This is a genomic window from Nonomuraea sp. NPDC001831, from assembly GCF_042892035.1.
In the GTDB taxonomy this organism is placed as follows: domain Bacteria; phylum Actinomycetota; class Actinomycetes; order Streptosporangiales; family Streptosporangiaceae; genus Nonomuraea.
Genome location: NZ_JBIATU010000001.1, coordinates 651,944 through 678,076 on the forward strand (window position 1 = coordinate 651,944; position 26,133 = coordinate 678,076).

Consider the following 26,133-nt stretch of genomic DNA (forward strand, 5'->3'; position numbering starts at 1 on the left):
ATGAAGGACGAAGCAGGCAGCGGGCCGGCGGGCGTGCGCCGTCGCCAGATGCTGGCCATGCCCGTCGCCCTGGCCTGCGGCTCGGCGCTGCTGACCGGCTGCGACACCGCGCAGCCGGCCCGCAGCGCCGCGACGGCCGGCCCCACCCGCGGCCCGGAACAGGCCGGGGAGGCGCCGGTCACGCCGCCGGAGGACCTCATGCGCGAGCACGGCGTCCTCAAGCGCGTGCTGCTGGTCTACCGGGAGGGCGTCCGGCGGATCGGCGCCGGGGAGCGGGTGCCCGCAGGCCCCCTGCACGCCGGCGCCGGGATCATCCGCACGTTCGTCGAGGACTACCACGAGCGGCTCGAAGAGCGGTACGTCTTCCCGCGCCTGGTCGGGGCGGGCAGGCTCACCGACGTCGTGCCCGTGCTGATCCGGCAGCACCGGCGCGGACGCGTCCTGACCGGCCGCATCCTGGACGCCACCGCGCGGCCCGTCCCTCAGGGCGCCCGCCGTGGGCTGGCCGCCGATCTGGCCGCCTTCGTCCGCATGTACGAGCCGCACGAGGCCCGCGAGGACACCGTGGTCTTCCCCGCCATGCGGGCCGTCATCCCGCCCGAGGAGTTCGCCGGCCTGGCCGAGACGTTCGAGGACGAGGAGCACCGCCGGTTCGGCGCGGCCGGCTTCACCGGCGTGGTCGCGCAGGTGGCCGACGTCGAGAAGGCGCTCGGCATCTACGACCTCGACCAGTTCACCCCCCGCGGCTGACCCCGGCCCGTGGTCGCGGCGCGCGGTCAGGCGACCCGGGTGGCGGCGCGGTCGGTGAGCCTGCCGTCGTCCATGGTCAGGACGGTGTCCACCTGGTCCAGGGTGGCCAGGTCGTGCGTGACCATGACGGTGGCCAGGTCGTTCTTCCTGGTGAGGTCGGCCAGCAGGGAGACGATCCGCTCGCCCCGGCGGTGGTCGAGCGCGCTGGTGGGCTCGTCCACCAGCAGCACCTCGGGGGAGTTCATCAGGGCGCGGGCGATGTTGACGCGCTGGCGCTCGCCGCCGGACAGCTGGTGCGGGCGTTTGTGCTCCTTGCCGCCCAGATCGACGGCGAGCAGCAGCTCCCGCGCCCGCGGGCCGGCCGCGCGCGGGGACTCGCCGGCCAGGTGCGCCATCACCAGCAGCTGGTCCAGCGCGGTGAGCGAGGGCAGCAGGTTGGCCTGCTGGAACACGATGCCGACGTGGTCGCGGCGGACCCTGGTGCGGGCCGCCTGGCCGGCTCCGGAGACGTCCTGCCCGGCGATGATCACGCTGCCCGCGGCGGGCGTGATCAGGGTGGCGGCGACGGCGAGCAGGCTCGACTTGCCCGAGCCGGACGGGCCGACCACCGCGGCGAACTCGCCCGCCGCGACGGCCAGGCTGACGTGGTCGAGCGCGGTCAGCGTGCGGTCGCCGTCGGGATAGGTCAGGACGACGTCGGTCAGCTTGAGTGTCATCGGGAGGCTCCCAGGGCGGTCAGCGGGTCGACAGAGGTGATCTTGCGGATGGCCAGCGCGGCCCCGGCGGCTCCGAGGACGATGAGCACGGCCACCGGCGCCACGGTGGTGGCCGCCGACAACACGAACGGCACCGTGCCCTCGGCCAGCGCGCCGAGGGCCGCGCCGAGCAGGCCGCCCGCGCCCGCGCCGCCCAGCAGCACGATGACCGCCTGGGCGAGCGCGTCCCGCAGCAGGTAGCCCGAGCTCGCGCCCAGGGCCTTCAGCACGGCGACGTCGCCGCGCCGCTGGATCGTCCAGACGGTGAAGAAGGCCCCGATGACCAGGGCCGAGATCGCGAACAGGAACCCGCGCATGAGCTGCAGCGATCCGTTCTCGGAGGAGAACGAGCCGATCGCGGCGGGCGCCTGCGACAGCGGGACCGTCGTGGTGCCGAGCCGCGCGTCGGCCGTGGCCAGGCCGGCCGTGCCGCCGGAGGGCAGCCCGGCGCCGCCGGCGGGCAGCGCCAGGACGGTCGCCACGCTGTCGGCGCCGGCCTGGCGGCCCATCTGCTCCCAGTCGCCGATGCCGAGCCAGACGACGGGCGTGTGGCTGTAGGACGCCTGGCCGCCGACCCCGGAGACGGTGAAGTCCCGGCCCGCGATCCGCACCGTGTCCCCGGCGCCCACCCCGGTGTCGGCGGCGAGCGCGGAGGAGAGGACGACCTTCCCGTCGTCCACCGGCCGCCCCTGGGCGAGGACGCCGCCCGGCTGGACGCCGAAGAGCGCCACCCCCGCGCTCCCGTCGTCGCCGTAGCCGAGCCTCGACATGGACACGCCCAGCCGCTCGGCGGCGTCGCCGGTCGCCCGCCGCCACTCCTGCCAGGTCCGGTCGCTGACGCGGCTGTCGGCGAAGGACGGTTTCCCGCCGCCGGCGAAGACGAGGTGCCCGGCGGGCAGGCCCTCCACGGCCGAGATGTTCTCCCGCGCCAGCCCGGCGGTCAGGCCGGACAACATGGTCACCAGGAGGGTGATGAGGAAGACGACGGCGCCCATGAGAGCGAACCGTCCCTTCGCGAAGCGCAGGTCTCTGAGCGCCACGAACACGGCGCGTCCCCCGTTGCGGTTGAAGGTCACGTTGACGTCCTCCAGCGTGCGCGCCGCCGGACCGGCCGGGCATCGTGCATGCGGTCTGCCCGTAATACTTCTTTCGGACGATTTGTGGCGCAGGGCGGTCGCATACGCTTGGTGAGAGATGTCTGACTATCCGTTCCCGCCCGCCCTCCGCCTGCTGCGCTGGACCGTGCACGGCACGTTCGCGACCCTCCTGGCGATCGCGCTGGCCGGCGTCGCCGGGACCGGACGGCTCGCGCCGACGCTGGGCGGAGCGCTCCTCGGCGCCCTCTACGCGGCGGGCATCACGATCGAGGCGCGGCTGCCGCACTTCGGCGGCCCGACGCACCTGCTGCTGGGTCGGATCTGGCTGGTGCTGACCACGGCCGGGTGGGCGCTGCTCGCCCTGGCCGCGCCGCAGTTCGTCTGGCTGGCCTTCCCGCTCTTCTTCGCCTACCTGCACCTGCTGCCCCTGGCGGTCGCGCTGCCGGGCGTGGCGGCGCTGACCGTCGCGGCCGTGCTGGCCGCCGCCTGGCACGAGGGCCGGCTGACCGCCGCCCTGGTCATCGGCCCGACGATCGGCGCGGCGGTGGCCACCCTGATGGCGATGGTCTACAAGGCGCTGCACGCCGAGAGCGAGCAGCGCCGCCTGCTGATCGACGACCTGGTCCGCACGCGGGGGAGACTGCTCCAGGCGGAGGGCGACGCCGTCCGGCTGGCCGAGCGGGAACGCCTGGCCAGAGAGATCCACGACACCCTGGCACAGGGCATGTCCAGCATCATCCTGCTCCTGCGGGCGGCCCGGCGGGACCTGGCCGACGACCTCCCGGCCGCCGAGCGCCGCATCGCCGAGGCGGCGGACGCGGCCAAGGAGAATTTGGAGGAGGCCAGGAACTTCGTCCGCGGCCTGGCCCCCGCGGCGCTGCGGCACTCGTCGCTGGCCGCCGCGCTGCGCAGGGCCGGCGACTCCGCCGTGGCGGGCACGCCCATCCAGGCGCGCTTCGAGGTGTCCGGCACCCCGGCGCCGCTGCCCGCCGACTACGACGCGACGCTGCTCCGCGTCGCCCAGGGCGCCCTGGGCAACGTCAGCCGCCACTCCGGCGCCGCCCACGCCGGGGTGACCCTCACCTACCTGGACGACGTGGTCATGCTGGACGTCTACGACGACGGCCGGGGGTTCGACCCCGGACGTTCGGCCGGCTTCGGCCTGCGCGCGATGCGCGAACGGGTGAGCGCCCTGGGCGGCAGCCTCACCGTGGAGTCGGCCCCCGGCGAGGGCACGGCCGTCGTCGCGACCCTGCCGCTGCCGCCGCTGGAGGGGCCGTGATCCGGATCGTCCTGGTGGACGACCATCCCGTGGTCCGCTCCGGCCTGCGCGCCATGCTCGCCGGGCAGCCCGACTTCGACCTGGTCGGCGAGGCCGCCACCGGGCAGGAGGGCGTGCGGCTGGCCGCCGCGCTCGCCCCCGACGTCGTGCTGATGGACCTGCAACTGGGGACGGGCATGCACGGCAGCGAGGCGACCCGCCGGATCGTGGCCCTGGACGGCCCCCGCGTCCTGGTGCTCACGACGTTCGACACCGACGCCGACATCGTGGCCGCCATCGAGTCCGGCGCGACCGGCTACCTGCTCAAGGACGCCCCGTCGGAGGACCTGCACGCCGCCGTCCGGTCGGCCGCCGCGGGAGCCAGCGCCCTGGCGCCGAGCGTGGCCGCCCGCCTGCTGGGCCGGGTCAGGGCCCCCGACGCCACGCTCAGCCCGCGCGAGCTGGAGGTGCTCGGGCACGTCGCCGCCGGTCTGTCGAACCGGCAGATCAGCAAGGCGATGTTCCTCAGCGAGACCACGGTCAAGACCCACCTGGCGCACATCTACACCAAGCTGGACGTGGACTCCCGCACCGCGGCCGTCGCGGCGGCCTCGAAGCGGGGCCTCATCCGTTCGCCCTGAGCTCAGGCGGTGACGATGGCGAAGTCCGGCTTGGGCTGCTCCAGCAGGGAGAACAGGCGTCGCAGGACGGTCAGGTCGCCGTCGTGGTCGAGCCCGCCGCCCTCACCGTCACTGTCGCCGTCGGCGGCGAGCAAGGAGAGCAGGCGCTGCCGGGTGAGCCGCAGCGTCAGGTCGGCCCCGCCGCCCGACGGTGACCGCTGGTGGATGAGGGCGCCGTTGGACATCGTGGTCCGGTGGCGTTCGTCCCGGTCGGTGAGGTGCCAGTCGATGGCGAAGCGCTCGTTCCAGGCGCCGGGGCCGTTCACCCGGATGGCCAGGGAGTCGAAGATCTGCTCGCTGGACAGCGCGGCGAGCACGTCCGGCGAGGTGGTGTCGGTGGCGCCCGGGGAGGGGCCGTCCTTCAGCTCGGCCGCGCCGGTGAGGTAGAAGTTGCGCCAGGTCGCGTTCTCGGCGCCCTGGCCGAGCCGGGTGTAGACCTGGGCCAGCAGCCTGCGCGCCGAGGCGTCGTTCCCGTCGGCGTGGACGGCGTGGTCGAGCAGGGTCGCGGCGAAGCGCAGGTCGCCCTCCTCGACGTAGCGGCCGGCCAGGGCCACCACGGCCGAGGTGCCGCCGAACGACTCGACGTAGCGCCGGGCCAGCTCGACGGGCGGGTGTTCCCACAGGTGGGCGGGGTTGCCGTCGAACCAGCCGAGGTAGCGCTGGTAGACGGCCTTGACGTTGTGGCTGACCGAGCCGTAGTAGCCGTGGGTGTGCCAGACCTGCTCCAGCGCGGGCGGCACCTGCATGACCTCGGCGATCTCGGGGCCGGTCAGGCCCTGGTTGAGCAGGCGGAGGGTCTGGTCGTGCAGATAGGCGTACAGGTCGCGCTGCTGGGACAGGAAGGTGACGATGTCGTCCCGGCCCCAGGTGGGCCAGTGGTGGGAGGCGAAGGCGACGTCGGCCCGGTCGGCGAAGAGCTCGACGGCCTCGGTCAGGTAGCGGGCCCACATCCGGGCGTCGCGGACCACCGCGCCGCGCAGGGTGAGCACGTTGTGCAGGTTGTGGGTGGCGTTCTCGGCCAGGCACAGGGCACGGTGGTCGGGGAAGAGGAAGTTCATCTCGGCCGGGGCCTCGGTGCCCGGCGTGAGCTGGAAGACGACGCGGACGCCGTCGATCGTCTCCTCCTGGCCGGTGCGGGTGACGTCGAGGGTCGGCGGGATCAGGGAGACGGTGCCCTGCGAGGTGCCCATGCCCAGCCCGCAGCCGAGCTGGCCCTCGGGGGACCGGGGGAGGAGCTGGCCGTACATGTAGAGGGCGCGGCGGTTCATGGCGTTGCCGGCGTAGACGTTCTCGGCGACCGCGTGCTCCATGAAGCCGGCGGGGGCCACGATCGGCACGTTGCCGTCGGTGACGCCGCGCACGCCGCCGAAGTGGTCGACGTGGCTGTGGGTGTAGACGACCCCGGTGACCGGCCGGTCCCCGCGATGGTCGCGGTAGAGCCCCAGCGCGGCGGCGGCGCACTCGGCGGAGACCAGCGGGTCGATGACGACGACGCCGGTGTCGCCCTCCACCAGGGTCATGTTGGACAGGTCCAGGCCGCGCACCTGGTAGATGCCGTCGGTCACCTCGTACAGGCCCTGCCGGGCGCACAGTTGCGCCTGCCGCCACAGGCTCGGATGAGCGGTCGGCGGGCAGTCGCCGGCCAGGAAGTCGTAGACGTCGTTGTCCCAGACGACCTCGCCCCCGGACGTCCTGACCACGCCGGGGGTCAGCCTGGCGACGAAGCCGCGATCGGCGTGCTCGAAGTCCGTCCGGTCCTGGAAGGGAAGGTCTGCCATGTGAGCGTCCTGCCCTCGGCAGTCTGCGATGAGGGCAAGGAGAGCCTCAAGAAAGAGCATCTCCGGCGGTGCGGCCGCCGGTCCGAGGAACGTTCCTGTCATGTGTGCTTCTCCGGCCGGCGTGCTGGCATGGGTGCGGAGCGCGGCCGCGGCCGCCGTGATCACCGGCGTCTACTTCGTCGTGCCGCTGCCGACCGAGAAACTCCAGGACGGCTCGCCCGAGCTGCGCGCCCTGGCCTGCCTGGCCGGGGTGATCACGCTGGCCTGGCTCCTGGGGCGGCAGGTGGCGCGCGCGCTGCGGCCCGGCCGGTCCCTGGCCGAACAACTGGCGATGCTGCTGACCGTCGTCACCGTCGTGGTGGTCTTCTTCGCGGCGCTGTACTTCCTGATGGCCGCCCAGTTCCACGGCCTGCGCACCCGGGTGGACGCGCTCTACTTCTCGGTGATCACCCTGGGCACGGTCGGCTACGGCGACGTCGTCCCCCTCGGCCAGGGGGCCAAGGCCGTGGTCATCGTGCAGGTGATCTTCGATCTGATCGTCGTGACGTCGGCGCTCGCGCTCATCGTGGGCGTGTGGCGCTCGCACAGGTCGTCATGAGGGCTCTTCTTGCAGGCAGGGGACCGGGGACGCCGTGGCGGCACGGGGGTGCGTGGCCAGGTAGTCCTGGAGCTCGCGGTGCCGGAACTGGTAGGCGATCCCGGAGATCCGCAGCAGCCCGGCGTCGTAGCAGCCGTGCAGGAACCGCCCCAGCCGCCACGGCAGCCGGCCGCGCGTGGCCAGCAGGAGCCCCAGGTAGCGGCGGGCCAGCAGCGGCGACCAGGACGCCACCAGGGACATGCCGAACACCGCGCCCACCGCGGCCGCCGCGACGACCGGGATCCCCGCCAGCAGCTTCACGAACCAGATGCCCAGCATGAACCCGAACCCGGGGCCGAAGGTGAGCGCGGCCACCAGCGTCGAGACGACGTCGTTGCGGATGACCGTCCTGGGGTCGGTGCCGTCCCAGGAGCCGGCGTATCCGCGCTGGACGTCTCTGCCGCTCGCCATCCCCACGCCGACCAGGAGGCCGAAGACGATCGGCGCCCACAGCGGCAGGGCGGCGCCGAACTCCATGATGACGGCCGCGCTCGTCAGGCAGCCGTACAGGGCGGCCAGCACGCCGTCCACGACGCTCCGCCTGCGGCTCTGCCCGCCGCGGGACCGGAGCAGGCCGTCCTCGTCCGCCGCGGACCACGCCTGCCGGTAGGCCGTGACCGGTTCGGTCAGCAGGCGCACCGCCACCGTGCCGGGCAGCAGGAGCAGGGCGACGGCCATCACCGTCGCGCCCGAGATCCGGCCGTCCACGATCTCCACCCGCGAGAACACCGCGACGGCGGCGACGACGACGGCGGCGACCCCGGGAAGGCAGGTCGCCAGGGCCACCAGCGCGCCGAAGAACCGCGCCCGGTCGCCCGCCAGCGGCCACAACCGGTGCAGCACCAGGTCCGTGCCGGACAACACGCGCCCGTGGAGCGGCGGCCGGCCGGTGTTCGCGCGCAGATGAGCGGCCAGGACGGCCAGGTAGGCGTGCGTGCGCCCGGCGTCCGGCCCCTTGCCCGCCGGGTCCGCCGCGGCCAGGCGGGCGGGGATGAACAGGCCGAGGAGATGCTCCCGTACGGACCGCTGGTCGGCGAAGCGCGTGAGGGCCTCGGGCGAGCGCACGTAGCGCCCGGTGACCGGGTCGCGTTGCTCGTAGACGCTGACCGCCAGGGTCAGCCGCCACGGCGTGCTCAGCGCCTCGGCCAGGACATGGCCGTCGCGGGTCAGCGCGTCGAGGACCGGCCGCCAGCGGTCGGGGTCCTCCTGGTCGGTGACGGCCTGGACGAAACGCCACGCCTGGTCGCCGGCCACCTTCCCCACGTCGACCCGGACGATCCCGCGGGGGACGGCCCGGTCGGCGGCCAGGGCGTCGTACTGGTCGGTGCGGCAGGTCAGGACCATGCTGCAGCGGTCCAGCCCGTGCTCGTAGTCCTCCAGGGCGCGCAGCGCCCGCGCGGCCCGCGACCCGTAGCCCGGCTCGTCGGTGTCGTCCATCTCGTCGAGCCCGTCCACGACGGGCAGGATGCGCTCCGCCGCCACGAGCGTGCGCGCGGTCACCGGCTTCAGGCCGTACGCGGCGGTCAGGTGCCGGGCGAGCATGTCCCGCACCGGCACGTCGGGATCCAGGCTCGCCGCGGAGATCCGCACCGGGACGCGGTCCTCGGGCCGCCGGCCGTCGAGCAGCCGGAGGATCAGCTCGATGGCGAGGACGGTCTTGCCCGAGCCCGCCACCCCGGTGATCACCAGCCGCCCCGGCCCGCCCAGCTCGCGGAAGTAGGCGGCCACCTGCTTCAGGTTGCCGGCCGGCGGCGCGGAGACGGCGCCGCCGGCGGGGTGGAAGGAGAAGCCGACGTCGATGACGGCGTCGCTGCCCTTGCCGCCCAGCAGCTGTGCCCGCTGGGCCCGCTCCTCGGCCAGCACCCGCCCGGCCAGCAGCGTGGCGGCCGCCTGCACGTCGGTGTCGGCCAGCCGCTGCGCCTGCCACCAGGAGATCGCGGCGATGCCCGTCCCGGCCAGCCCCAGCCCGGCGCCGACCGGGTCGACGTCGCCGGGATAGAGCGTCCACAGCCGCAGCGCGGCGGCCGCCAGCATGACCATCCCGGCCGCCACGCCCGCCCGGAACCACCATGTCTTCGTCCGCCGGCTCACGGTCCCAGCATTTCAAAGCGGGCGCCCGTCGTGTGCGGGGAACGCGACAAAGATCCTCTTCATCCCGTACCGGCTCGCGGCCCGTGCAACCCCGCGGGCGGCACGTGCGAAACACAGGTATGTGGAACGCACACCGGACCGGCAGGCGACGGGCGCGGCCCTGAGATCGGCCCGGAGATCGGCCCTGAGCTCGGCGCTGCGGCCGGGCCGCGCGCTCGGCGTGCTGTCGGTGCTGGCGATGATGGGCTGCCAGGTGGCGTCCGGGCTGGCCGCGCGGCCCGAGCGGCTCACCGGGGTGATCGTCGTGCTGCTGGCGGCGTGCGCCGTGGCCTTCGCCGCGGACGCCTGGGGCGCGGCCAGGGCGGCGGCCGCCTTCGCCGGGGCGGCGCTGACCGGGTACGCGGCCGAGCTGGCGGGGCTGCTGACCGGGTTCCCGTTCGGCTCCTACGGCTACAGCGACGCGCTGTGGCCGCAGGTGGCCGGGGTCCCCGTGGTGGTGGTGCTGGCGTGGGGCGGCATGGGGCTGGCGGCCCACGCGGTGGCGGTCGCTGTCGTGCCGTCCGGCGGGGTGGCCAGGGTGTGCGCGGGCGCGGGCGCGCTGACGGCGTGGGACCTGTTCCTCGATCCCCAGATGGTCCGGCTCGGTCTGTGGACCTGGGCGCGGGAGGGCTTCTACCGCGGCGTGCCGCTGAGCAACTTCGCCGGCTGGCTGCTGGTGTCGGCGCTGGTCATGGTGGTCGTCGGGCGGATCGTCCGCCCCGGCGCCCCGGCGCGCGGGCTGCTGGCGCTCTACACGGTCATGGCGGTGATGGAGACGGTGGGCTTCGCGGCGGTGTTCCAGCCGCCGGACCTGCTGGTCGCCGCCGCCGGAGGGATCACGATGGGCGCGTTCGCCGCGCCGGCATGGAGGCGGTCATGGCCGAGGTGACGGTGATCGGCGGCGGCATGGGCGGCATGGCGTGCGCGCTGCTGCTGGCCCGCCAGGGTCACGAGGTGCGGCTGTACGAGCAGTTGCCGCGGCTGGGCGGCAAGCTGGCCGAGCATCGCCGTGACGGTTTCACCTTCTCCCTCGGCCCGTCGCTGCTCACCATGCCGCGCGTGCTGCGCGAGCTCGGGCTGGACCGCGAGCTGGTCGAGCCCGAGCTGCTGTGCCGCTACCGCTTCGCCGACGGCGCCGTCCTGGACGCCCACCGCGACCCGGCGCGCATGGCCGCCGAGGTCGAGCGGCTGGCGCCGGGCGAGGGCCGGGCCTGGACGGCCTTCCACCACTGGGCGCAGGGCTGCCTGCGGGCGGCGGAGCGGACCGTGTTCGCCGGGCCGCCGATCCGGCGCCAGGGAAGGCCGCGGCTGTCGGACCTGACCGCGGTGGCCCCCGCTCGCACCCTGGCCGGGCTGGCCCGGCGCCACTTCCGTGACCCCCGCCTCCGCCAGTACGTCGGCCGCTACGCCACGTACGCCGGATCGAGCCCGTACCGGGCGCCGGCGGCGCTGGGCTGCGTCCCGGCGCTGGAGCACGGGCAGGGCGTCTGGTACGCGCCCGGCGGCCTGGCCCGCCTGGCCGACGACCTGACGCTGCTGCTGAAGGCCGCCGGGGTGGAGATCTTCCTGTCCGAGCCCGTCGCCGCCGTCGAGGCCGACGCGTCCAAGGTCACCGGGGTGCGGCTGGCGAGCGGGCGCAGGGTGCGGGCCGACGTCGTGGTGGCCGGCACCGACGCCGCCGCCCTGTACGGCCTCCTGTCGCCGGACCGGCGGCGGCTGCGCCGGATCGCCCGGCTCGGCACCTCCTCCTCGGCCTTCCTGCTGCTGGCCGGGGTGGAGGGCCGCACGCCGGGGCTGCCGCACCATTCGGTGCTGTTCTCGGCCGACTACGAGCGCGAGTTCGCCGACATCTTCGACCGGGGCCGTCCGCCGCTCGACCCGACGGTCTACGTCGGCTGCTCGGCGGTGGACGACGCCTCCCAGGCCCCTGCCGGGTCGGAGAACTGGACGATGCTGGTCAACGTGCCCGCCCGGGATCCGGCCCGGTGGGGGATCGGCGTCGAGGCGTACCGGGACCTGGTGCTGGAGCGGCTGGCCGGGCGCGGCTGCGACCTGGCCGGCCGGTTGCGCTTCGTCGACGTCCTCACCCCCGCGGACCTCCGGGACCGGTACGGCTCCTGGGGCGGCGCGATCTACGGCAGCGCCTACCGGGGCAGGCTGGCGTCCTTCGCCCGGCCGGGCAACCGGGGGCCGAGACGCGGACTGTACCTGGTGGGCGGCTCGGCCCACCCCGGCGGGGGCCTGCCGATGGTGACGCTGGGCGCCCGCATCGTCGCCGGTCTGGTGTCCCAGGACCTCGCGGGCGGTCCGCGATGAGGGCGCTGACCGTCGCGCAGGGCGTGGCGGCGGCCGTCGTCGTGGCCCGGCTCGCGCGGGGGCGGCGGCGGCTGCCCGCGCTGCGGGCCCGTCCGGTCGCGGGCGAGCCGGTCTCCGTGGTGATCCCCGCCCGCGACGAGGAGGCCAGGATCGGCCCGTGCCTGCGCGCCGCGCTGGCCGCCCCGGGCGTCCGCGAGGTGATCGTCGTGGACGACGGCTCCCGGGACGGCACGGCGAGGCTGGCGGCGTCCCTGGGCGCCACCGTCGTCACCGCCGATCCGCTGCCGCCCGGCTGGGTCGGCAAGCAGTGGGCGCTGCGCCAGGGGGTCGCCGCCGCCCGCGCCGGCGTGGTGGTCACGCTGGACGCCGACGTCCGGCCCGCGCCCGGCCTGTTCGGGGCGCTGGCCGCGGCCCTGGACCGCTACGACCTGGTCAGCGCGGGCCCCCGGTTCGTCTGCGACGGCCCGCTGGAGCAGGCCCTGCACGCCTCCATGCTGGCGACGCTGGTCTACCGCTTCGGCCCCGTCGGCCCGCCGACCCCGCCGCCGCCGCACCGGGTGATCGCCAACGGCCAGTGCATGGCCTTCCGGCGCTCCCGGATGACCGCGGCGGACGGCTTCGCGCTCGTCCGCGACCGGATGACCGACGACGTGGCGCTGGCCCGCCGCCTGGCCGCACAGGGCTGGTCGGTGGGCTTCCTGGACGCCGGCGGCCTGCTGGAGGTCGACATGCACGACTCGGCGGGCGAGTTGTGGCGGGAGTGGGGCCGTTCGCTGCCGCTGGCCGACGTGACCGGCCCCGGCCGGCAGGCGGCCGACCTGGCGGTCATCTGGCTGACGATGGCGCTGCCCGTGCTGCGGCTGGCCGCGGGCCGCCCGACCGGCCTGGACCTGGCGCTGCTGGGGCTGCGGGTGTCCCTGACGGCGGCGTTGCGGGGCAGCTACCGGCGGCCCGGGGCGAGCCTGCCGCTGTCGCCGCTGCTGGACCCGGCCGCCGCGGTCCGCCTGACGCAGGCCACCGTACGGCCGGTGCGCAGCTGGCGCGGCCGCACCTACGGCGACGCCGGGCTCGCCATCGACGGCGAGGGCGGCGGCGGCGTCAGCGGGGGGACGAGCGGCGGCGGTCGGCCAGCGCGGCCTGCCCGAAACGCAGCCCGATGAGGCACATCAGCCCCCCGGTGGCCGCCACCAGCTCGGCCGGCATGAACAGCAGCTGCAGCAGCGGCACCCCGAACACCGCCAGGCGCGCGCCCGCCGCGAACGACCGCGTCGCCAGCGCCGCCAGCGTCAGCGCCGCCACGGCCAGCGCGAACGCCGGCGGGCAGATGACCGCGACCCCGCCGGCGAAGGTGAGCACGCACCGGCCGCCCCGGAAGCCGGCGAACAGCGGCCACGCGTGCCCCGCCATGGCCGCCGCCACCGCCAGGTACACCGGCGCCACGCTCGCCCCCGACACCACGCCGAAGGCGGCGGTGTGGCCGCCGCCGATCGCCAGCGCGACCAGGGCGGCCAGAGCGCCCTTCAGCGTGTCGCCGGCGAACACCGGCACGCCCGCCCACCGCCCGAGCTGCTCCTTGACGTTCCAGTACCCCGGGTTGCGGTCGCCGACGTCGCGCGGATCGACGCCGTGCGCCCGCGCCGTCAGGACCGCGACCGGCACCGACCCCAGCAGGTAGCCGATGACGACCGACCCGAGCACCTCAACCATCGCGTCGTTCCACCTCGTCCGGTACGGCGGCAGGGGGGCGATGAAGCACATGGCCTTCGACCGGCCGCTGCTGCGCCGCCCCGGCGGCCCGCTCTTCTGGCGGCTGCTCGGCACCGGCCGGGGACGCTCGATGTCGCTGGGCGCCGACCTGCGGCGCTGGGCCCTGTTCGCCGTCTGGCGGCGGGAGAGCGACCTGGCGGAGTTCCTGCGCGACTCGCCGATCGCCGCCCGGTGGCGGACGGAGTCCGCGGAGTACTGGCAGACCCGGCTCGCCCCGGTCGCCTCGCGCGGCGCGTGGGGCGGGCGTGACCCGTTCGGCGGCGTGCCGGCCCGCGACGACGGCGGGCCCGGCCCGGTGGCGGTGCTCACCAGGGCCTCCGTCCGGCCCGGCCGGCTGGTCGCCTTCTACCGGTCGGTCCCGCCGGTCGAGGAGCTGCTGGGGCGGCAGGACGGCTGCCTGGCCTCGGTCGGCATGGGGGAGTGGCCGCTCGCCCGGCAGGCCACCTTCTCGCTGTGGCGGGACCGGCGGGCCGTACGGGACTTCGCCTACCGGGGCCAGGCCCACCGGCGGGTCATCGAGCAGGTACGGGCCCGCGACTGGTACGCCGAAGAGCTGTTCGCCCGCTTCGTCCCCTATGCCAGCGAGGGCCGCTGGGACGGGCGCGACCCGCTGAGCTGACGTCCTCATCCCGCCGCCGTGACGGCTGCCGCCGCGATCCCGGCCGCCGGGTCCCGCTCCGCCAGCGTGTGGGCCACCACGCAGGCGCGGGCGATCGTGGCCGCCCGCGAGGAGCCGTGCGCGACCACGACGGTGCCGCGCAGGCCGAGCAGGACGGCGCCGCCGTGCGTCTGCGGGTCGTAGCGGCGCGCCACCTCGGCGAGCCGGTCGGGGGCGGCGATGCCGGCGTCGGCCACCATGGTCAGCGCCGTGCGCACGCAGCCCTCGACGTTCTTGAGCACGACGTTGCCGGTGAAGCCGTCGGTGACGATCACGTCCACCGTGCCGGCCAGGACGTCGTGCCCCTCGATCGGGCCGTGGAAGCGCACCGGCAGCGCGCTCAGCAGCTCTTCGGCCTCCCGGGCCAGCCGGTTGCCCTTGCCCGGCTCCGCCGCGATCGACAGCAGCCCCACCACCGGGTCGGCCACGCCCAGCACGGCCCGCGCGTACCCCACGCCGAGCAGCGCGAACTGGGCCAGCATGGCGGGGCGCGGATCGGTGATCGCGCCGGCGTCCACCAGCACGCTCGCCCCGCCCGGCAGCGACGGGAGCGCCACGGCCAGCGCGGGCCGCAGCACGCCGGTCGCCCGGCCGATGCCGCGCACCGCGCAGGCGACCACCGCGCCGGTGGCCCCGGCCGACACCAGCGCCCCGCCCTCGCCCCGTCCGACCAGGTCGCAGCCGATCGCCAGGCTGGAGGCGGCCAGCGCGGTCGCGCCCGCTCCCCGCTCGGTCATGGGCACGGCGTCCTCGGCGTGGGCCACCGCGATCTCGTCCGCGGCGCCGTGCCGCCGCAGCTCCTCGGCCAGCCGCGGCGCCGGTCCGGCCAGGACGACGGGCACGCCGTGCTCACGGCAGGCCAGCACCGCCCCCGCGACCACCTCGGCGGGCCCGTGGTCGCCGCCCATCGCGTCCAGCACCACGGGGGCCGCGCCGGTCACGGCAGCTCCACGCGGACGCGCCGCTCGGCCCGGCCCGACTCGGCGGAGGCCAGCAGGTGCCGGGCGAAGACGGCGGCCTTGCGGCGGCGCGGCACCCGCACCCGCCCGGCCAGGACGTCGAAGCCGCGCCGCTCGATCTCGGCCAGGATGCCGCCGTACAGCTCGAAGGCGGCGCGCACGCACGGCCGCGAGGAGGCGACGAGCAGGCCGATGCCCTCGTCGGCGGCCCGGTAGTGCTCGCGGGCCCGCCCGGCCTCGAAGGCCAGCAGGTCGCGCACCGCCCGCCGGGTCCGCCGCTCGCCCAGCATGCCGGGCACGACGCCGAACTTGTCCAGGTCCTCCATCGGCAGGTAGACGCGGCCGCGGGCGAAGTCCTCGGCGACGTCGCGCAGGAAGTTGGTGAGCTGGAAGGCCAGCCCGAGCTGGCGGGCCGGCTCGCGGGCCGCCTCCTCGTGGCCGGGCGCCGGCTCCAGCACCGGCAGCATCATCGTGCCGATCGCGGCGGCCGATCCCGACATGTACCCCAGCAGGTCGTCGTAGGTCGCGTACCGCCGCACGGACAGGTCGGCGCGCATCGAGGCGAGGAAGGCGCGGACGTCGCCGTGCTCGATGCCGAAGGAGTGCACGGTGTGCAGGAACGCGGGCAGCATCGGATCGCCCGTCGCCGCCCCGGCCAGCCCGGCCTCGACCTTGGCGGCCAGGTCGTCGAGCGCGCGGGCGCGGTCGCCGGTCATGGTGAAGGAGTCGACGATCTCGTCGGCGTAGCGGGCGAAGCCGTACAGGGCGTGCACGTGCCGGCGTTTCCACTGCGGCAGCAGGCGGGTGGCCAGGTAGTAGGAGCGGCCGTAGCGGGCGTGGAGTTGTCGGCAGCGTTCGTAGCTGGCGGTGAGCGTCAACGGGCCTCCTTCAAGATGCGTTCGGCGGCGAGCCGGCCGGAGATCAGCACCGGGGGGATGCCGACGCCGGGCGCGGTGTACATGCCGGCGAAGTGCAGCCCCGGCACCCGCCGGGCGACGGCCGAGGGCCGCAGCCACGCCGTCTGGGTGAAGCGGTGGTCCAGCGCGAACGGGGTGCCCGCGCTGTGCCCGCGCGCCGCCCAGGCGGGCGGGTCGAGCACCAGCCGGGGCGCGCCGGACAGGTCGCCGTGGCCGAGCGCGGCCAGGCGGCCGAGCAGCCGCTCCTCCAGCTCCGGCCGCAACCGGTCCCAGTCGGCGGTCCGCAGGTTGGGCGCGGGTTCCAGGACGCTGAGCGTGGCCTGCCCGGGGGGCGCCGCCTCGCCGTCCGGTTCGGGATGGGTGATCAGCAGGCTGGGATCGGGTTGCGGACGGCCGGCCGCCAGCGCCGTGAAGGTCTCCTCCCAGACGCGCCCGAAATGCAGGGTGTGGTGGGCCTGGCCGTCGAGGGGACGGTCCAGGCCGACGTGCAGCACCAGGCAGGAGGGGGAGTGGTGGGGGCGGCGCAACCGCCAGTCGGCCGCCGGGCCGGGCAGCAGCCGCCGGGCGGCCAGGCGGTCGCAGGCCACGACCACCTGCCGCGCCGCGAGCCGCTCGCCGCCCGCCAGCAGCACCCCGGTGACGCCGTCGGAGTCCGTCTCGACCTTGGCGGCGCGGACGCCGTAGCGGAGGTCGGCGCCCAGCTTCGCCAGCAGGGCCGCCATGGCCGAGGGGATGGCGTGCATGCCGCCGCGCCGCGGGAAGTACACGCCGCCGACGGTGTCCATGTGGGCGATGACGGCGTAGATGCCGAGCGCGCGCTGCGGCGCGAGCCCCACGTAGAGGGACTGGAAGGTGTGCGCCTTGATCAGCCGGGGATCGCGCAGGTGGCGGGCGGCCAGGCGGTCCAGCCGGCGGAAGCCGCCCAGCCGGGCCAGCCGGAGCAGCGCGGCCGGCCGGGCCAGGGCGCGCAGCCGGCTCACGTCCGCGTCGATGAACGTCGGCCACTCCACCCGGAACAGCTCGTCGAGCAGCGCCCGGTAGCGGTCGTAGCGCGCCGCCTCGGCGGGCCCGCACACCGTCCGCACCTGCTCGGCCATCGCCTCGCGCTCGGGCAGGACGTCCAGCCGCGACCCGTCGTCGAAGACCATCCGGTACGACGGGTCCAGGCGGTGCAACGGCAGCCAGTGCCGCAGCTCCTGCCCGGCCGCGCCGAACACCTCCGCGAGCACGCCCGGCATGGTCAGCACCGAGGGGCCGGTGTCGAAGCGGAACGGCCCGAGCCGGGCGGTGCCGCAGCAGCCCCCGGGCTCGTCGAGGGCCTCGACCACGGTGACCTGACGTCCGGCGGCCGCCAGGTGGACGGCCGCGGCCAGCCCGCCCAGCCCGGCCCCGACGACGACCACCGGGCTCATCGGGCGGCCGTCCCACGCCCGTGCCCGGCCTGCGAGGTCACCGTGTCCATGCACGCAGCTCCTTCTGTCGCTATGAACTGCTTTCGTGCCGGGAGCGCGCCCGGTTGCACGACACCGGACAACGGGATCAAGCCGGACGCGCCCAGCCATGCGCCCAAGCACCCCGCAAGCGCGAAAAGATAGTCGGACACGTCGAGCGGCAGCGGGAACACCATGGACGAGGACACACCGGTCAGCGAGGACGCGGGATTCGGCATCGGAGCCGTCTCCCGGCGTCTCGGCATCCCCGCGCCGACCCTGCGCACCTGGAACCTGCGCTACGGCCTGGGCCCCAGCCGCCGCAGCCCCGGCGGCCACCGCCGCTACGGCGCCGCCGACGTGCGGCGGCTGGCCGAGATGAAACGCCTGATCGCCACCGGTCTGGTGCCGGCCGAGGCGGCCCGGCTCGCCCTCGCCCTGCCCGACACCCCCGCCGCGCCGCCGTCCGGCGCCCGGACGACGCCCGTCCCGTCCGGCGGCCTGCGGACGCCGCAGCCTCCCGGCGGGCGGCCCGCGCGGCGGCAGGTCGTCGCCGCGCTGGCCCGCGCCGCGGTCATGCTCGACGGCCGTGCCGTCGCCGCCCTGGTCGAGGAGACGCTGGCCGCGCAGGGCGTGGTGTGGACGTGGGAGCACCTCTTCCTGCCCGCGCTCGACGCCGTCTGCTGGGGCCAGGACGCGACCGGGTCCGGCATCGACGCCGAGCACCTGCTGTCCGGCCACCTCCAGGCGGCACTGCACCGGCTCGCCGGCGACGTGCCGCCGCAGTCCGACCGGCCGGACCGGCCGGACCGGCCGGTGGTCCTGGCGTGTGCCGAGGAGGAGCAGCACAGCCTTCCGGTGCACGCGCTGGCCGCCGCGCTCGCCGAACGCGGCGTGCAGACCCGCGTGCTCGGCGCCCGCACCCCCTACGCGGCGCTGGCGCACGCGATGCGGCGGCTCGGTCCCGCGGCCGTGTTCGTCTGGTCGCAGCGGGCGGAGACCGGCGACACCGCTCCGCTCGCCGCCCTGCCCCAGGTGCGTCCGGCCTGCCGGATCGTCATCGGCGGGCGCGGCTGGCAGGGCCGGGCACCGGCGGGCGTCGTCAGGGTGTCGACGCTGCCCGACGCCGTCGCATGCGTCATGTCGACCTTGATTTGAGCCGCCCTTTCCCCCGATGAGCTTGTGACCGCCTGCCGCGCCTCGGTATGAATAAGTTTTGAATAGGTTTTTGCGGTGAGGGGCAGGCGCATGGACACCAGTGACGAGGAAGCGCTCGGCGAGTGCTACCGCACGCACGCTGCCTCCGTGCGCGCCTACCTGCGCCGGTTCGTGCCCGCCCAGGAGGTGGAGGACCTGCTGCAGGTGGTCTTCGCCGACGTCTGGCGCTCGCGCGGGCGGTACGATCCCGGGCGCAGCCAGGCCGCGTGGGTCTTCGCCATCGCCCACCGCCGCGCCGTCGACCATCTGCGGGTGCGGCGGTTGCTGACCGTGCCGCTGCAGGAGGCGGGCGATCTGCCCGGACGCGCCCGGCCGGCGCCCGACGCGCTCGGCGACCGCGACCAGATCGACCGCGCGCTCGCCGAACTGTCGGACGCCCAGCGGCAGGCCATCGAGCTGGCCTACTTCGCCGACCTGACCCAGCGGGAGATCGCCGACCACCTGCGCGTGCCCATCGGCACCGTCAAGGCCCGCATCTCCCGCGGGCTGCACCGGCTCTCGGACCTCCTGGCCGGAACGGCCTGAGCCGAGGATGTATACGGCGTAAACCGCCATAGTTTACTCTGTATACATGCGAGCAATTGGGAAAAGGCGGTTATGGATCGCGGGTCTGGCGATCGTCGTCGTCCTGGCCGGGGCGACGGTGGCCGGGGCGTGGTTCGGCAGCGAGCAGTCGGTCGGCGTCGTCCGTCACGGCACGAGCAACACCGAGGTCCTGGCTGTGCGGGGCGACCTGGTCACGCTCGCGCGCACGCCGGAGACCGGCAGGCCGGGCACGTACTGGCTGGAGTGGACCGGCTCGTACGCCATGCTCGGCGACGTCGTCGCCGGCGCCGCCGACCGGGTGACGCGCAAGGTGCTGCGCGGCCACGTCCCCTCGGTCGGCACGCCCGGCTGGTTAGGCGACGTGCCGCCCGGCGATCCCGAGGTGGCCTGGGGGATCGGCTACACCGAGATCATGGTGCCCACCGAGCTGGGGCCCGCGCCGGCCTGGTACGTGCCCGGCGAGGGCGACACCTGGGTGGTCGCCGTCCACGGCCAGAACGGGCGGCGCAAGGCGGAGCTGAAGGTGCTGCCCGTCGTGCACGGGCTGCGGCTGCCCTTCCTGGACATCAGCTACCGCAACGACCAGGGCGCGCCCGCCTCGCCCGACGGGCTGCTGCACCTGGGCGACTCGGAGTGGCGCGACCTGGAGGCCGCCCTGCGCCACGCGCGGACGATGGGGGCACGGCGGTTCGTCCTCTACGGCACCTCGATGGGCGGCCAGATCGTCGGGCAGTTCCTGGACCGGTCGCCGCTGGCGGCCCTGGTCGACCGGGTCGTCATGGACGCCCCCATGATCGACGCCGGCATGACCGCCGAACAGGGCGTCAGGAACCACCACCTGCCCGGCTTCCTGGCCGGTCTGTCGAACCAGGTCGTCCGGTGGCGTACCGGGGTCGACACCGGCCGGCTCAGCCTGATCCGGCGTCCGCCGCGGGTCCGGCCGCCGCTGCTGCTGATCCACACCGTCCCCGACGCCGAGCACCCGATCCAGGAGGCGTACGGTCTCGTGGCCACGGGCAGGCGGGTGGGGTGGGAGATCCGGTTCGAGCCGTTCGAGCGGGGCGGGCACACGCAGGCGTGGAACGTCGACCGCGCCCGTTACGACCGCCTCGTCCGCGACTTCCTGTCCGGGGACGCCTCCCGGACCTGAGCCCCGGACCGGTGACCGGAGGAACGGCCGTGGTCAGCCGTTGGCCTCCAGCAGGCGGGCGCCGAGTGAGGTCAGGTGGTGGTGGACGGCCCGGCCGTTGCGGCGGGTGGCGATCAGCCCGGCGTTGCGCAGCACGGTGACGTGCTCGGAGGCGGTGGACGCGCTGATCCTGAGCCGCCCGGCCAGCTCGTCCGTACGGCAGCCGTGCCCGCCGACGGCCCGCATCACCCGCGCCCGCGCCCGCCCGACCAGCGCGGCGAGTGTGTCGAAGGCCGGTGACGGCAGCACCTGCCGGCCGCCGTCGGGCATCGGGACGGTGAGCACCGAGCTGCGCCGGTCCCGGGTGGTCGCGATGCCCAGGTAGCGGGGGGAGGCGCCGGAGATCGGATGCAGCAGCAGGCCGCGTCCGCCGAGATCGACGGTGATCGGCGGCCCGCCCGCGACGACCATGCCGCCGCCGTCCCAGGACAGCCGCGGGCTGAGGGTGCTGAGCGCGGAGCCGAGCCCGATCCGCGCCACCGTCTCCTGGTAGGCGGCCAGCCGGGCTTCGAGCCGGCGGCGCATGCCGGGCCATTCCGGGGCGAGGAAACGGTGGAAGAGCACGTACATGCTGTCGGCCAGGGCCCGGCGGAACCGCGCCGGATCCATGTCCAGGTCGGGCCGTCCCGGCACCCCGCTGAAGCGCCACAGGTCGCCGCCGAACTCGCGCTCCTCGGGCGGGGTGTCCAGGGCGGCGAGCGTGTCGAGCTCGTCGGAGAGCGCCGCGGTCTCGATCGGCGGGGCCACCTCGGAGGTGACCAGCCCCTCGTGCAGGGTGACGCGGGAGGCGCCGCGGTTGAGGATGTCGAGCAGCGGCAACGTCCGGCGCGGCACGGTCCTGGCGATGTCCCGCCAGATCGAGCCCTTCTCGGTCAGGTCGGGATGGTGGACGCTGAAGGCCGCGAAGATCGCGTGGGTCAGGGGCGAGACCACGAACCGGGTGGCCGCGAGGTCGCCCACCTGGAAGTTCAGACGCATGCGCCAATCGTCGCCCGATGATCCATTTCAAGCAATCGTCCGGTTGACAGGGGAGCTCTTCGGCGGCGACGGCAGACCCAAGCGCACGAGCTCGGGTGACGTCGCCACCGCCACCGTGTTCGGCCCGCCGTCGCAGGGGCCGCCGGGCTAGGCCGGCTCGTCCGGGTCGCGATCCTCCGCCGGGGCGATCTGCAGGGGCGCCGTGGCCTCGCCGGTGAGCTCGCGCCCCGGGCCCAGGACGTGGCCGAGCTGCCTGGCCAGCAGCGGGACGGTCGCCGGCGGCAGGTACGCGTCCGCGCCGGCGTCGAGCAGCCGCCGGACCGGGCCGTGGTACCGGACGCCGAGCTCCGGGTCCTCGATCTCGGTGACGACCACGCGGGCCTTCGGGAACATCGACCGGAGCCCGGCGATCAGCTGCGGGCTGCCGGCGGGCACCAGCAGCACGTCGGCCGTCGCCGGGGCGGCGTGCATGTCGAGCACCACGTAGTCGGCCCCGAGCCGGTCGGACAGGGCGACCCGGGCGGCGTTCGACAACTCCATCGCGGTGGCCACGACCGTCACGCCGTCGTGGCCGACCGGCGGCGGATCGGCGGGCTCGTCCGGCGCCGCGCGGCCGACGACGGCGCCCTGGACCACGTCGACGGTGCTGGAGATCGTCGCGATCGACGCGCCGTCACGCGTGAGGACCACGCTCTCGCCGGGTTCCAGGGCGTCAATGAGCGCCACGACGTCCTCGGGCAGGCGGGCCACGTCGATCCGCGGCGCCGGACGGGCGGCGCGTGCGCGCCTCACCATGCCCGCGCCCCCGAGGCGCCGCCTGAGCGGATCACCATCCGGGCCCCCTTCCGATGCCGTGATCTTGTTGGACGCCCCCGCCCGGCCCTTGGTTCGGGCCGCGCCGAAGTTCCCCGGATCTAAAGCCCGAAGGCGCCGCCCTCGACGAGGATGAGCAGGCCCAGCCCGATCAGGACCACGGGCAGCAGGACGTGCCCCCACCGGCTCAGGGCGCGGGCGACCAGGGGGCGGGTGGCGAAGAACCGTCCGGCCGCGCACCACACGCCGACCAGGACGAGGAACACGACGACGTACCCGGCGGTGGCGCCGGGACCGGCGGTGGCGAAGACCGGCACGTACACGCCGATGTTGTCGCCGCCGTTGGCGAAGGTGACCGCGGCGACCTCCAGCGTCCTCGGGCCGCCGGGCGGGTCGGCGTCCGGTTCGCCGTCGTCGCCGTCGCGGCGGCTCCGCCACGCCTGCCAGGCGGCCTTGACGCCCAGGGCGAGGGGAAGCAGCCCGAGGTACGGGATCAGCGACCCGGGCAGGAAGGTCGCCCCGAAGCCCGCCGCCACGGCCACCGCCACGAGGGCGAGGAAGCCCAGGTACTGGCCCGCCACGACCCGGACGGCGACGCCCCGCCTGCCCGCGCCCTGGGCGAAGAACAACGCCAGGATCAGGATGTCGTCGATGTTGGTGACGGCGAACAGCCCCGCGGCCTGCCCGACGATGCCCAGATTCACCAGAGAGGGTCCTTCTGTCCGGAGATGCCCGGATGACCCTATCGGGGCGCAGGCGGGCCGGAGAGCCGCCGATGCGGCGTCCCACACCGGACGGGTTCGGCCGAGATGCTGTTGGACACCGTGCCGGCGCGGCTTCGCTGTCGTCCACCGGACGCGGCCGGGCGGGCACGCCCGATGCGCCCCGGAGCGCGTCGGCCGCTTCCGCCGACCCCGATCGAAGGAGACCACCATGCGCGTACGCAGCGCACTCACCACCGCCGCCCTCGCCGCCGCCCTGACGCTGCCCGGCGGGCCGGCGCACGCCGGGCCGGACGCCCACCCGCGGGCGGCGGCGGACGGCCCCTGCCGGGCGGAGCAGACCCACCGCGTCGGCGGCACGGTCATCAGGTACGAGCAGTTCGGGGCGCGGTCCGTCTGCCCGCCCGGCACCTACCAGCACTGGCACCAGGTGCACATCCGCTGCGGGATCGAGCCGGAGCGCCCCGGGCCCATGGTGGGAGGAACGTCCGTCTCGGAGGAGTGGTGCCCCAAGAACACCCTGCTCCAGGACTACTGGGTCACCCAAGGCCCGCAGGAGGGCTGACCGGCGAGGGCGCGGGCAGGCCGTGCCTCCGCCGCGCCCAGGCCGGGGCCCACGTCCCGGCCAGGGGCTCGGCCGCCGTGGCGGCGAGGTGGGCGCGCAGGGTGGCCAGCGCCGGGTGCGGGTTGTCGCGGCGCCACAGGAGCGAGTGGGGGTAGACGGGCGTGGGGCCGGTCACCGGGATGCGGCGCAGCCCGTGACCGGCGGGCCAGACGAGCCGGGTCCGGTCACCCATGAACGTGGCCAGGGCCGGGGTGTCGGCGATGGTGTCGAGGAGCACGTCGGAGCCGAAGTTGGGGCCGGTCGCCTCGATGGTGAGGCCGAACTCGGCGACCAGGTCGTCGTAGAAGGCGGTCCACTCCGTGCCGGGGGCGAGGCCGGGCATCCAGATCCGGTGTCCGGCGAGCCGGCCGAGGGTCACCGAGCGGGCGTCGGCCAGCGCGTGGCCGGGTCCGGTGAGGAGCTGGAGGGCCTCGTCGACCACCCAGGCGGACTCGACGTCGTCGGGAAGGGGCCGGCCGGGCATGGCGACGGCGCGGAAGGAGGCGTCGATCGTGCCGGACCGGATGGCGGAGACGGCCGCGTCGATGTCGAACAACATCACCACGTCGAGGTCGATGCCGGGGTAGGCGTGATGGAAGCCGCGCATCAGGCTCGACCCCACGCCGCGCGAGGCCAGCACGTCGACCCGCAGCGGACGGCTGCCCGCCCGTACGGACGCGACCGCCCGCTCGGCGACCCGGAGCAGCTCGCGGGCGTGCGGCAGGAACGCCTGCCCGTCGATGGTCAGATTCGTGCCCCGCGGGGTGCGGGTGAACAGCCGCACCCCGAGGTCGCGTTCCAGGGCGGCGATGCGCTTGGAGACGGCCTGCTGGGTGACCGCCAGGTCGGCGGCGGCCTCCTGGAACTGCCCCGCCTCGGCGGCGGCGACGAAGGTCCGGACGATGTCGAGGTCCATGCGCACACTTTACGGACACAACCATCGGTTGTGCAGGTCGGGGCATCCGGTTGTTTGATCTCCTGGTCACCGGCGCGATTGCATGCTCCCGATCGCATATCGGTTGTACGGGCGAGTGACGAGGAGCGTCGGACATGAGGGACGGGCACCGGCTGGGCCGCCGGTTCGGATGGTTGTGGGCGGCGTACGGCACCAGCGCGCTCGGCACGTGGCTCGCCTTCGGCGCGTTCCCGCTGATCGCCGTCCAGGTGCTGCACGCCGGGCCGGCGGAGGTCGCGGCGTTGTCGGCGGTGGGCGCGGCCGTGGGCGCGGCCGTGGCGGTGCCGCTCGGCCCGTGGGTGGAGTTCCGCCGCAAGCGGCCCGTGCTGATCGCGGCGGACCTCGTGCGGTTCGCGGCGCTGCTGACGATCCCCGCCGCGTTCGCGCTCGGCGTGCTCACCTTCGTCCAGCTGCTGCTGGTCTCGGTCGTGGTGGCGGCGGCCGACATCACCTTCCGCGCCGCCTCCGGGGCGTACCTCAAGACGTTGCTGCCGGGCGAGCACCTGCTCGTCGCGAACGCCCGCCTGGAGTCCACGACCTGGACGACCACGATCGTCGGGCCGCCGCTGGGCGGCGCCGCGATCGCGCTGCTCGGCCCGGTCGCGACGGTGGTGGCCGACGCGGTCAGCTACCTGCTGTCGGCCCTGGGCGTCCGCGCGGCGGGCGGCGGCGAGCCGCTCCCCGGACGACGGGAGCCCGCCCGCATGCGCGCCGGCGACCTGCTCGACGGCTGGCGGCACATCCTCGCCGACGCCGCGCTGCACCCGCTGTTCCTCAACACCGCCCTGTTCAACGGGCTGCTGATGGCCGCCGACGCGCTGCTGGCCGTCCTGATGCTCGGCCGGCTGGGGTTCGCCTCGTGGCAGTACGGTCTCGCCTTCGCCGTGCCCGCGATCGGCGGGCTGCTCGGGGCGCGGCTGGCCCGTCCGCTGGTCACCCGGTTCGGGCAGCACCGCGTCCTGGTCGTGACCGGGACGCTGCGCGCGGTGTGGCCGGTCGGGCTGGCCTTCGTGGGGCCGGGCACCGGCGGGCTGCTGCTGGTGATGGGCGTCGAACTCGGGCTCATCTTCTGCTGCGGCGTCTTCAACCCCGTCTCGGCCACCTACCGCCTCGAACGCACCGCGAACGACCGGATCACCCGCACGCTGTCGGCCTGGTCGGTGACGACCAAGGCGTCGACCGCGCTGCTGACGGCCGCGTGGGGGGTGCTGGGCGCGCTGCTCGGCCCCCGCATGGCCATCGGCCTGGCCGGCGTGCTCCTGCTGGCGACCCCGCTGCTGCTTCCCCGGCGCGCCGCCGCGGCCCGTCCCGAGCCGGTGCCGGCGTCCCACGCCTGAATCCCCCTCATCACCAAGGAGACAACGATGACCGTCACGTCCCCCGAGCTCGACCCCCGCACGACCGCGCTGCTCGTCCTGGACCTCCAGCAGGGCGTGCTCGCCTCGCTGCCCGGTCCGGAGGAGCAGGAGGCGCTGCTGTCCCGGGTGGCCGGCGCCGCCGCCGGCCTGCGCGCGCACGGCGCCGCCGTCGTCCACGTGCGGCTCGGCTTCACCGAGGCGGACTGGGCGGCGATCCCGGCCGCCAACCCGACGTTCTCGCTCATCGGGCGCGGACGCCTGCTGCACCACGAGGATCCCGGCACGGACTTCCACCCGCGGGTCGCGCCCGAGCCCGGGGACCTGGTCGTCCGCAAGACCCGGGTCGGCGCGCTGTCCACGACGGACCTCGACCGGCGGTTGCGGGAGCGCGGGATCACCACGCTGGTCGTCGCCGGGCTCACCACCGGCGGGGCCGTCCTGTCCACCGTCGCCGACGCCGCCGACCGCGACTACCGGCTGCACGTCCTGTCGGACGGGGTCGCCGACCCGGACCCGCACCTCCACCGGACGCTGGTGGGCGGCGTGTTCCCGAGAACGGCCCACGTCGTCGACACCGCCGGGCTGCTGTCGCTCCTGCGCGCAAGCCGATAGCCG

General features: G+C 75.2%; 26 protein-coding genes. 14 read left to right on the forward strand and 12 right to left on the reverse strand.

Going from position 1 to position 26,133, the window contains the following annotated elements; translation table 11 throughout:
• Positions 1 to 750 (forward strand): hemerythrin domain-containing protein, encoded by a 750-nt coding sequence (locus tag ACFYYW_RS02805; protein ID WP_387644285.1) that lies wholly within the window; start codon positions 1 to 3, stop codon positions 748 to 750.
• A gap of 26 nt (positions 751 to 776) precedes the next feature.
• On the opposite strand, the gene ACFYYW_RS02810 is transcribed toward ACFYYW_RS02805, so the two are convergent.
• Positions 777 to 1,466 carry an ABC transporter ATP-binding protein gene (locus tag ACFYYW_RS02810; protein ID WP_387644287.1) on the reverse strand — a complete coding sequence of 230 codons (690 nt, stop codon included), beginning with the start codon at positions 1,464 to 1,466 and terminating at the stop codon, positions 777 to 779.
• Positions 1,463 to 2,551 carry an ABC transporter permease gene (locus ACFYYW_RS02815; protein WP_387645493.1) on the reverse strand — a complete coding sequence of 363 codons (1,089 nt, stop codon included), beginning with the start codon at positions 2,549 to 2,551 and terminating at the stop codon, positions 1,463 to 1,465. Before ACFYYW_RS02815 ends, ACFYYW_RS02810 begins: the two co-directional genes overlap by 4 nt.
• A 148-nt stretch (positions 2,552 to 2,699) precedes the next feature.
• Here ACFYYW_RS02815 and ACFYYW_RS02820 point away from each other — a divergent pair, with 148 nt between their 5' ends.
• Both ACFYYW_RS02820 and ACFYYW_RS02825 read left to right on the forward strand, forming a co-directional pair.
• Positions 2,700 to 3,884, forward strand: a complete 1,185-nt coding sequence (locus ACFYYW_RS02820) for a sensor histidine kinase (protein WP_352323719.1) — start codon at positions 2,700 to 2,702, stop codon at positions 3,882 to 3,884.
• Complete coding sequence (locus ACFYYW_RS02825) at positions 3,881 to 4,504, forward strand: response regulator transcription factor (protein ID WP_352323735.1); 624 nt, start codon at positions 3,881 to 3,883, stop codon at positions 4,502 to 4,504. Before ACFYYW_RS02820 ends, ACFYYW_RS02825 begins: the two co-directional genes overlap by 4 nt.
• Before the next feature lie 2 nt (positions 4,505 to 4,506).
• Here ACFYYW_RS02825 and ACFYYW_RS02830 read toward each other — a convergent pair whose 3' ends face one another.
• Entirely contained in the window at positions 4,507 to 6,321 is a 1,815-nt protein-coding gene (locus ACFYYW_RS02830) for an alkyl/aryl-sulfatase (RefSeq protein WP_387644291.1), read from the reverse strand.
• Between the two features lie 100 nt (positions 6,322 to 6,421).
• On the opposite strand from ACFYYW_RS02830, the gene ACFYYW_RS02835 reads away from it, so the two are divergent.
• The gene (locus ACFYYW_RS02835) at positions 6,422 to 6,919 is read left to right on the forward strand and encodes a potassium channel family protein (RefSeq protein WP_352323718.1); all 498 of its coding nucleotides are present in this window, start codon (positions 6,422 to 6,424) and stop codon (positions 6,917 to 6,919) included.
• On the opposite strand, the gene ACFYYW_RS02840 is transcribed toward ACFYYW_RS02835, so the two are convergent.
• Positions 6,914 to 9,049: an NACHT domain-containing protein gene (locus ACFYYW_RS02840; protein WP_387644294.1), complete on the reverse strand. Its 2,136-nt coding sequence runs from the start codon at positions 9,047 to 9,049 to the stop codon at positions 6,914 to 6,916. The two genes, ACFYYW_RS02835 and ACFYYW_RS02840, sit on opposite strands and share 6 nt — an antisense overlap.
• A gap of 121 nt (positions 9,050 to 9,170) precedes the next feature.
• On the opposite strand from ACFYYW_RS02840, the gene ACFYYW_RS02845 reads away from it, so the two are divergent.
• The 3 genes from ACFYYW_RS02845 to ACFYYW_RS02855 are packed head-to-tail and all read left to right on the forward strand — an operon-like array spanning position 9,171 to position 12,564.
• Positions 9,171 to 9,977 (forward strand): carotenoid biosynthesis protein, encoded by an 807-nt coding sequence (locus ACFYYW_RS02845; protein ID WP_387644296.1) that lies wholly within the window; start codon positions 9,171 to 9,173, stop codon positions 9,975 to 9,977.
• On the forward strand, positions 9,965 to 11,404 hold the full coding sequence (locus ACFYYW_RS02850) for a phytoene desaturase family protein (RefSeq protein WP_387644299.1): 1,440 nt from the start codon (positions 9,965 to 9,967) through the stop codon (positions 11,402 to 11,404). Before ACFYYW_RS02845 ends, ACFYYW_RS02850 begins: the two co-directional genes overlap by 13 nt.
• Positions 11,401 to 12,564, forward strand: coding sequence for a glycosyltransferase (locus ACFYYW_RS02855; protein WP_387644302.1), 1,164 nt, complete (start codon positions 11,401 to 11,403; stop codon positions 12,562 to 12,564). Before ACFYYW_RS02850 ends, ACFYYW_RS02855 begins: the two co-directional genes overlap by 4 nt.
• On the opposite strand, the gene ACFYYW_RS02860 is transcribed toward ACFYYW_RS02855, so the two are convergent.
• Positions 12,503 to 13,111, reverse strand: coding sequence for a glycerol-3-phosphate acyltransferase (locus tag ACFYYW_RS02860; RefSeq protein WP_387644304.1), 609 nt, complete (start codon positions 13,109 to 13,111; stop codon positions 12,503 to 12,505). The genes ACFYYW_RS02855 and ACFYYW_RS02860 overlap by 62 nt on opposite strands.
• On the opposite strand from ACFYYW_RS02860, the gene ACFYYW_RS02865 reads away from it, so the two are divergent.
• On the forward strand, positions 13,083 to 13,790 hold the full coding sequence (locus ACFYYW_RS02865) for a spheroidene monooxygenase (RefSeq protein WP_387644307.1): 708 nt from the start codon (positions 13,083 to 13,085) through the stop codon (positions 13,788 to 13,790). The two genes, ACFYYW_RS02860 and ACFYYW_RS02865, sit on opposite strands and share 29 nt — an antisense overlap.
• A 5-nt stretch (positions 13,791 to 13,795) precedes the next feature.
• Here ACFYYW_RS02865 and ACFYYW_RS02870 read toward each other — a convergent pair whose 3' ends face one another.
• The 3 genes from ACFYYW_RS02870 to ACFYYW_RS02880 are packed head-to-tail and all read right to left on the reverse strand — an operon-like array spanning position 13,796 to position 17,171.
• Positions 13,796 to 14,770 (reverse strand): phosphate acyltransferase, encoded by a 975-nt coding sequence (locus ACFYYW_RS02870; protein ID WP_387644310.1) that lies wholly within the window; start codon positions 14,768 to 14,770, stop codon positions 13,796 to 13,798.
• Positions 14,767 to 15,666: a phytoene/squalene synthase family protein gene (locus ACFYYW_RS02875; protein ID WP_387644312.1), complete on the reverse strand. Its 900-nt coding sequence runs from the start codon at positions 15,664 to 15,666 to the stop codon at positions 14,767 to 14,769. The genes ACFYYW_RS02870 and ACFYYW_RS02875 overlap by 4 nt, the downstream gene beginning before the upstream one ends.
• Entirely contained in the window at positions 15,663 to 17,171 is a 1,509-nt protein-coding gene (locus ACFYYW_RS02880; protein WP_387644315.1) for a phytoene desaturase family protein, read from the reverse strand. Before ACFYYW_RS02880 ends, ACFYYW_RS02875 begins: the two co-directional genes overlap by 4 nt.
• A gap of 159 nt (positions 17,172 to 17,330) precedes the next feature.
• On the opposite strand from ACFYYW_RS02880, the gene ACFYYW_RS02885 reads away from it, so the two are divergent.
• The 3 genes from ACFYYW_RS02885 to ACFYYW_RS02895 all read left to right on the forward strand — a co-directional run bounded on the left by ACFYYW_RS02885 (position 17,331) and on the right by ACFYYW_RS02895 (position 20,049).
• On the forward strand, positions 17,331 to 18,293 hold the full coding sequence (locus ACFYYW_RS02885) for a MerR family transcriptional regulator (protein ID WP_387644318.1): 963 nt from the start codon (positions 17,331 to 17,333) through the stop codon (positions 18,291 to 18,293).
• A gap of 90 nt (positions 18,294 to 18,383) precedes the next feature.
• The gene (locus ACFYYW_RS02890) at positions 18,384 to 18,878 is read left to right on the forward strand and encodes a sigma-70 family RNA polymerase sigma factor (protein WP_352326341.1); all 495 of its coding nucleotides are present in this window, start codon (positions 18,384 to 18,386) and stop codon (positions 18,876 to 18,878) included.
• Between the two features lie 46 nt (positions 18,879 to 18,924).
• Entirely contained in the window at positions 18,925 to 20,049 is a 1,125-nt protein-coding gene (locus tag ACFYYW_RS02895) for a hypothetical protein (RefSeq protein ID WP_387644321.1), read from the forward strand.
• Positions 20,050 to 20,082: 33 nt separating this feature from the next.
• On the opposite strand, the gene ACFYYW_RS02900 is transcribed toward ACFYYW_RS02895, so the two are convergent.
• The 3 genes from ACFYYW_RS02900 to ACFYYW_RS02910 all read right to left on the reverse strand — a co-directional run bounded on the left by ACFYYW_RS02900 (position 20,083) and on the right by ACFYYW_RS02910 (position 22,583).
• The gene (locus ACFYYW_RS02900; RefSeq protein ID WP_387644323.1) at positions 20,083 to 21,066 is read right to left on the reverse strand and encodes a hypothetical protein; all 984 of its coding nucleotides are present in this window, start codon (positions 21,064 to 21,066) and stop codon (positions 20,083 to 20,085) included.
• A 147-nt stretch (positions 21,067 to 21,213) separates the two neighbouring features.
• On the reverse strand, positions 21,214 to 21,861 hold the full coding sequence (locus ACFYYW_RS02905; protein ID WP_387644326.1) for a hypothetical protein: 648 nt from the start codon (positions 21,859 to 21,861) through the stop codon (positions 21,214 to 21,216).
• A 119-nt stretch (positions 21,862 to 21,980) separates the two neighbouring features.
• Positions 21,981 to 22,583: a cadmium resistance transporter gene (locus tag ACFYYW_RS02910; RefSeq protein ID WP_387644329.1), complete on the reverse strand. Its 603-nt coding sequence runs from the start codon at positions 22,581 to 22,583 to the stop codon at positions 21,981 to 21,983.
• Between the two features lie 229 nt (positions 22,584 to 22,812).
• On the opposite strand from ACFYYW_RS02910, the gene ACFYYW_RS02915 reads away from it, so the two are divergent.
• Complete coding sequence (locus ACFYYW_RS02915; RefSeq protein WP_387644332.1) at positions 22,813 to 23,166, forward strand: hypothetical protein; 354 nt, start codon at positions 22,813 to 22,815, stop codon at positions 23,164 to 23,166.
• Here ACFYYW_RS02915 and ACFYYW_RS02920 read toward each other — a convergent pair.
• Positions 23,141 to 24,121 carry a LysR family transcriptional regulator gene (locus tag ACFYYW_RS02920; protein ID WP_387644334.1) on the reverse strand — a complete coding sequence of 327 codons (981 nt, stop codon included), beginning with the start codon at positions 24,119 to 24,121 and terminating at the stop codon, positions 23,141 to 23,143. The genes ACFYYW_RS02915 and ACFYYW_RS02920 overlap by 26 nt on opposite strands.
• Positions 24,122 to 24,255: 134 nt before the next feature.
• Here ACFYYW_RS02920 and ACFYYW_RS02925 point away from each other — a divergent pair, with 134 nt between their 5' ends.
• Positions 24,256 to 25,497, forward strand: a complete 1,242-nt coding sequence (locus tag ACFYYW_RS02925; RefSeq protein WP_387644337.1) for an MFS transporter — start codon at positions 24,256 to 24,258, stop codon at positions 25,495 to 25,497.
• 27 nt (positions 25,498 to 25,524) lie between these two features.
• A complete protein-coding gene (locus tag ACFYYW_RS02930; protein WP_387644340.1) occupies positions 25,525 to 26,130 on the forward strand; it encodes a cysteine hydrolase in 606 nt (201 codons plus the stop codon).
• The last annotated feature ends 3 nt before the right edge of the window (positions 26,131 to 26,133 follow it).

Coding starts and splice junctions, on each gene's coding strand:
- ACFYYW_RS02890 (WP_352326341.1), top strand. CDS start 18,384: ATGGACACCAGTGACGAGGAAGCGCTCGGCGAGTGCTACCGCACGCAC.
- ACFYYW_RS02895 (WP_387644321.1), top strand. CDS start 18,925: ATGCGAGCAATTGGGAAAAGGCGGTTATGGATCGCGGGTCTGGCGATC.
- ACFYYW_RS02860 (WP_387644304.1), bottom strand. CDS start 13,111: ATGGTTGAGGTGCTCGGGTCGGTCGTCATCGGCTACCTGCTGGGGTCG.
- ACFYYW_RS02835 (WP_352323718.1), top strand. CDS start 6,422: ATGTGTGCTTCTCCGGCCGGCGTGCTGGCATGGGTGCGGAGCGCGGCC.
- ACFYYW_RS02830 (WP_387644291.1), bottom strand. CDS start 6,321: ATGGCAGACCTTCCCTTCCAGGACCGGACGGACTTCGAGCACGCCGAT.
- ACFYYW_RS02930 (WP_387644340.1), top strand. CDS start 25,525: ATGACCGTCACGTCCCCCGAGCTCGACCCCCGCACGACCGCGCTGCTC.
- ACFYYW_RS02885 (WP_387644318.1), top strand. CDS start 17,331: ATGGACGAGGACACACCGGTCAGCGAGGACGCGGGATTCGGCATCGGA.
- ACFYYW_RS02805 (WP_387644285.1), top strand. CDS start 1: ATGAAGGACGAAGCAGGCAGCGGGCCGGCGGGCGTGCGCCGTCGCCAG.
- ACFYYW_RS02915 (WP_387644332.1), top strand. CDS start 22,813: ATGCGCGTACGCAGCGCACTCACCACCGCCGCCCTCGCCGCCGCCCTG.
- ACFYYW_RS02865 (WP_387644307.1), top strand. CDS start 13,083: ATGACGACCGACCCGAGCACCTCAACCATCGCGTCGTTCCACCTCGTC.
- ACFYYW_RS02920 (WP_387644334.1), bottom strand. CDS start 24,121: ATGGACCTCGACATCGTCCGGACCTTCGTCGCCGCCGCCGAGGCGGGG.
- ACFYYW_RS02855 (WP_387644302.1), top strand. CDS start 11,401: ATGAGGGCGCTGACCGTCGCGCAGGGCGTGGCGGCGGCCGTCGTCGTG.
- ACFYYW_RS02820 (WP_352323719.1), top strand. CDS start 2,700: ATGTCTGACTATCCGTTCCCGCCCGCCCTCCGCCTGCTGCGCTGGACC.
- ACFYYW_RS02925 (WP_387644337.1), top strand. CDS start 24,256: ATGAGGGACGGGCACCGGCTGGGCCGCCGGTTCGGATGGTTGTGGGCG.
- ACFYYW_RS02900 (WP_387644323.1), bottom strand. CDS start 21,066: ATGCGTCTGAACTTCCAGGTGGGCGACCTCGCGGCCACCCGGTTCGTG.
- ACFYYW_RS02850 (WP_387644299.1), top strand. CDS start 9,965: ATGGCCGAGGTGACGGTGATCGGCGGCGGCATGGGCGGCATGGCGTGC.
- ACFYYW_RS02905 (WP_387644326.1), bottom strand. CDS start 21,861: ATGGTGAGGCGCGCACGCGCCGCCCGTCCGGCGCCGCGGATCGACGTG.
- ACFYYW_RS02810 (WP_387644287.1), bottom strand. CDS start 1,466: ATGACACTCAAGCTGACCGACGTCGTCCTGACCTATCCCGACGGCGAC.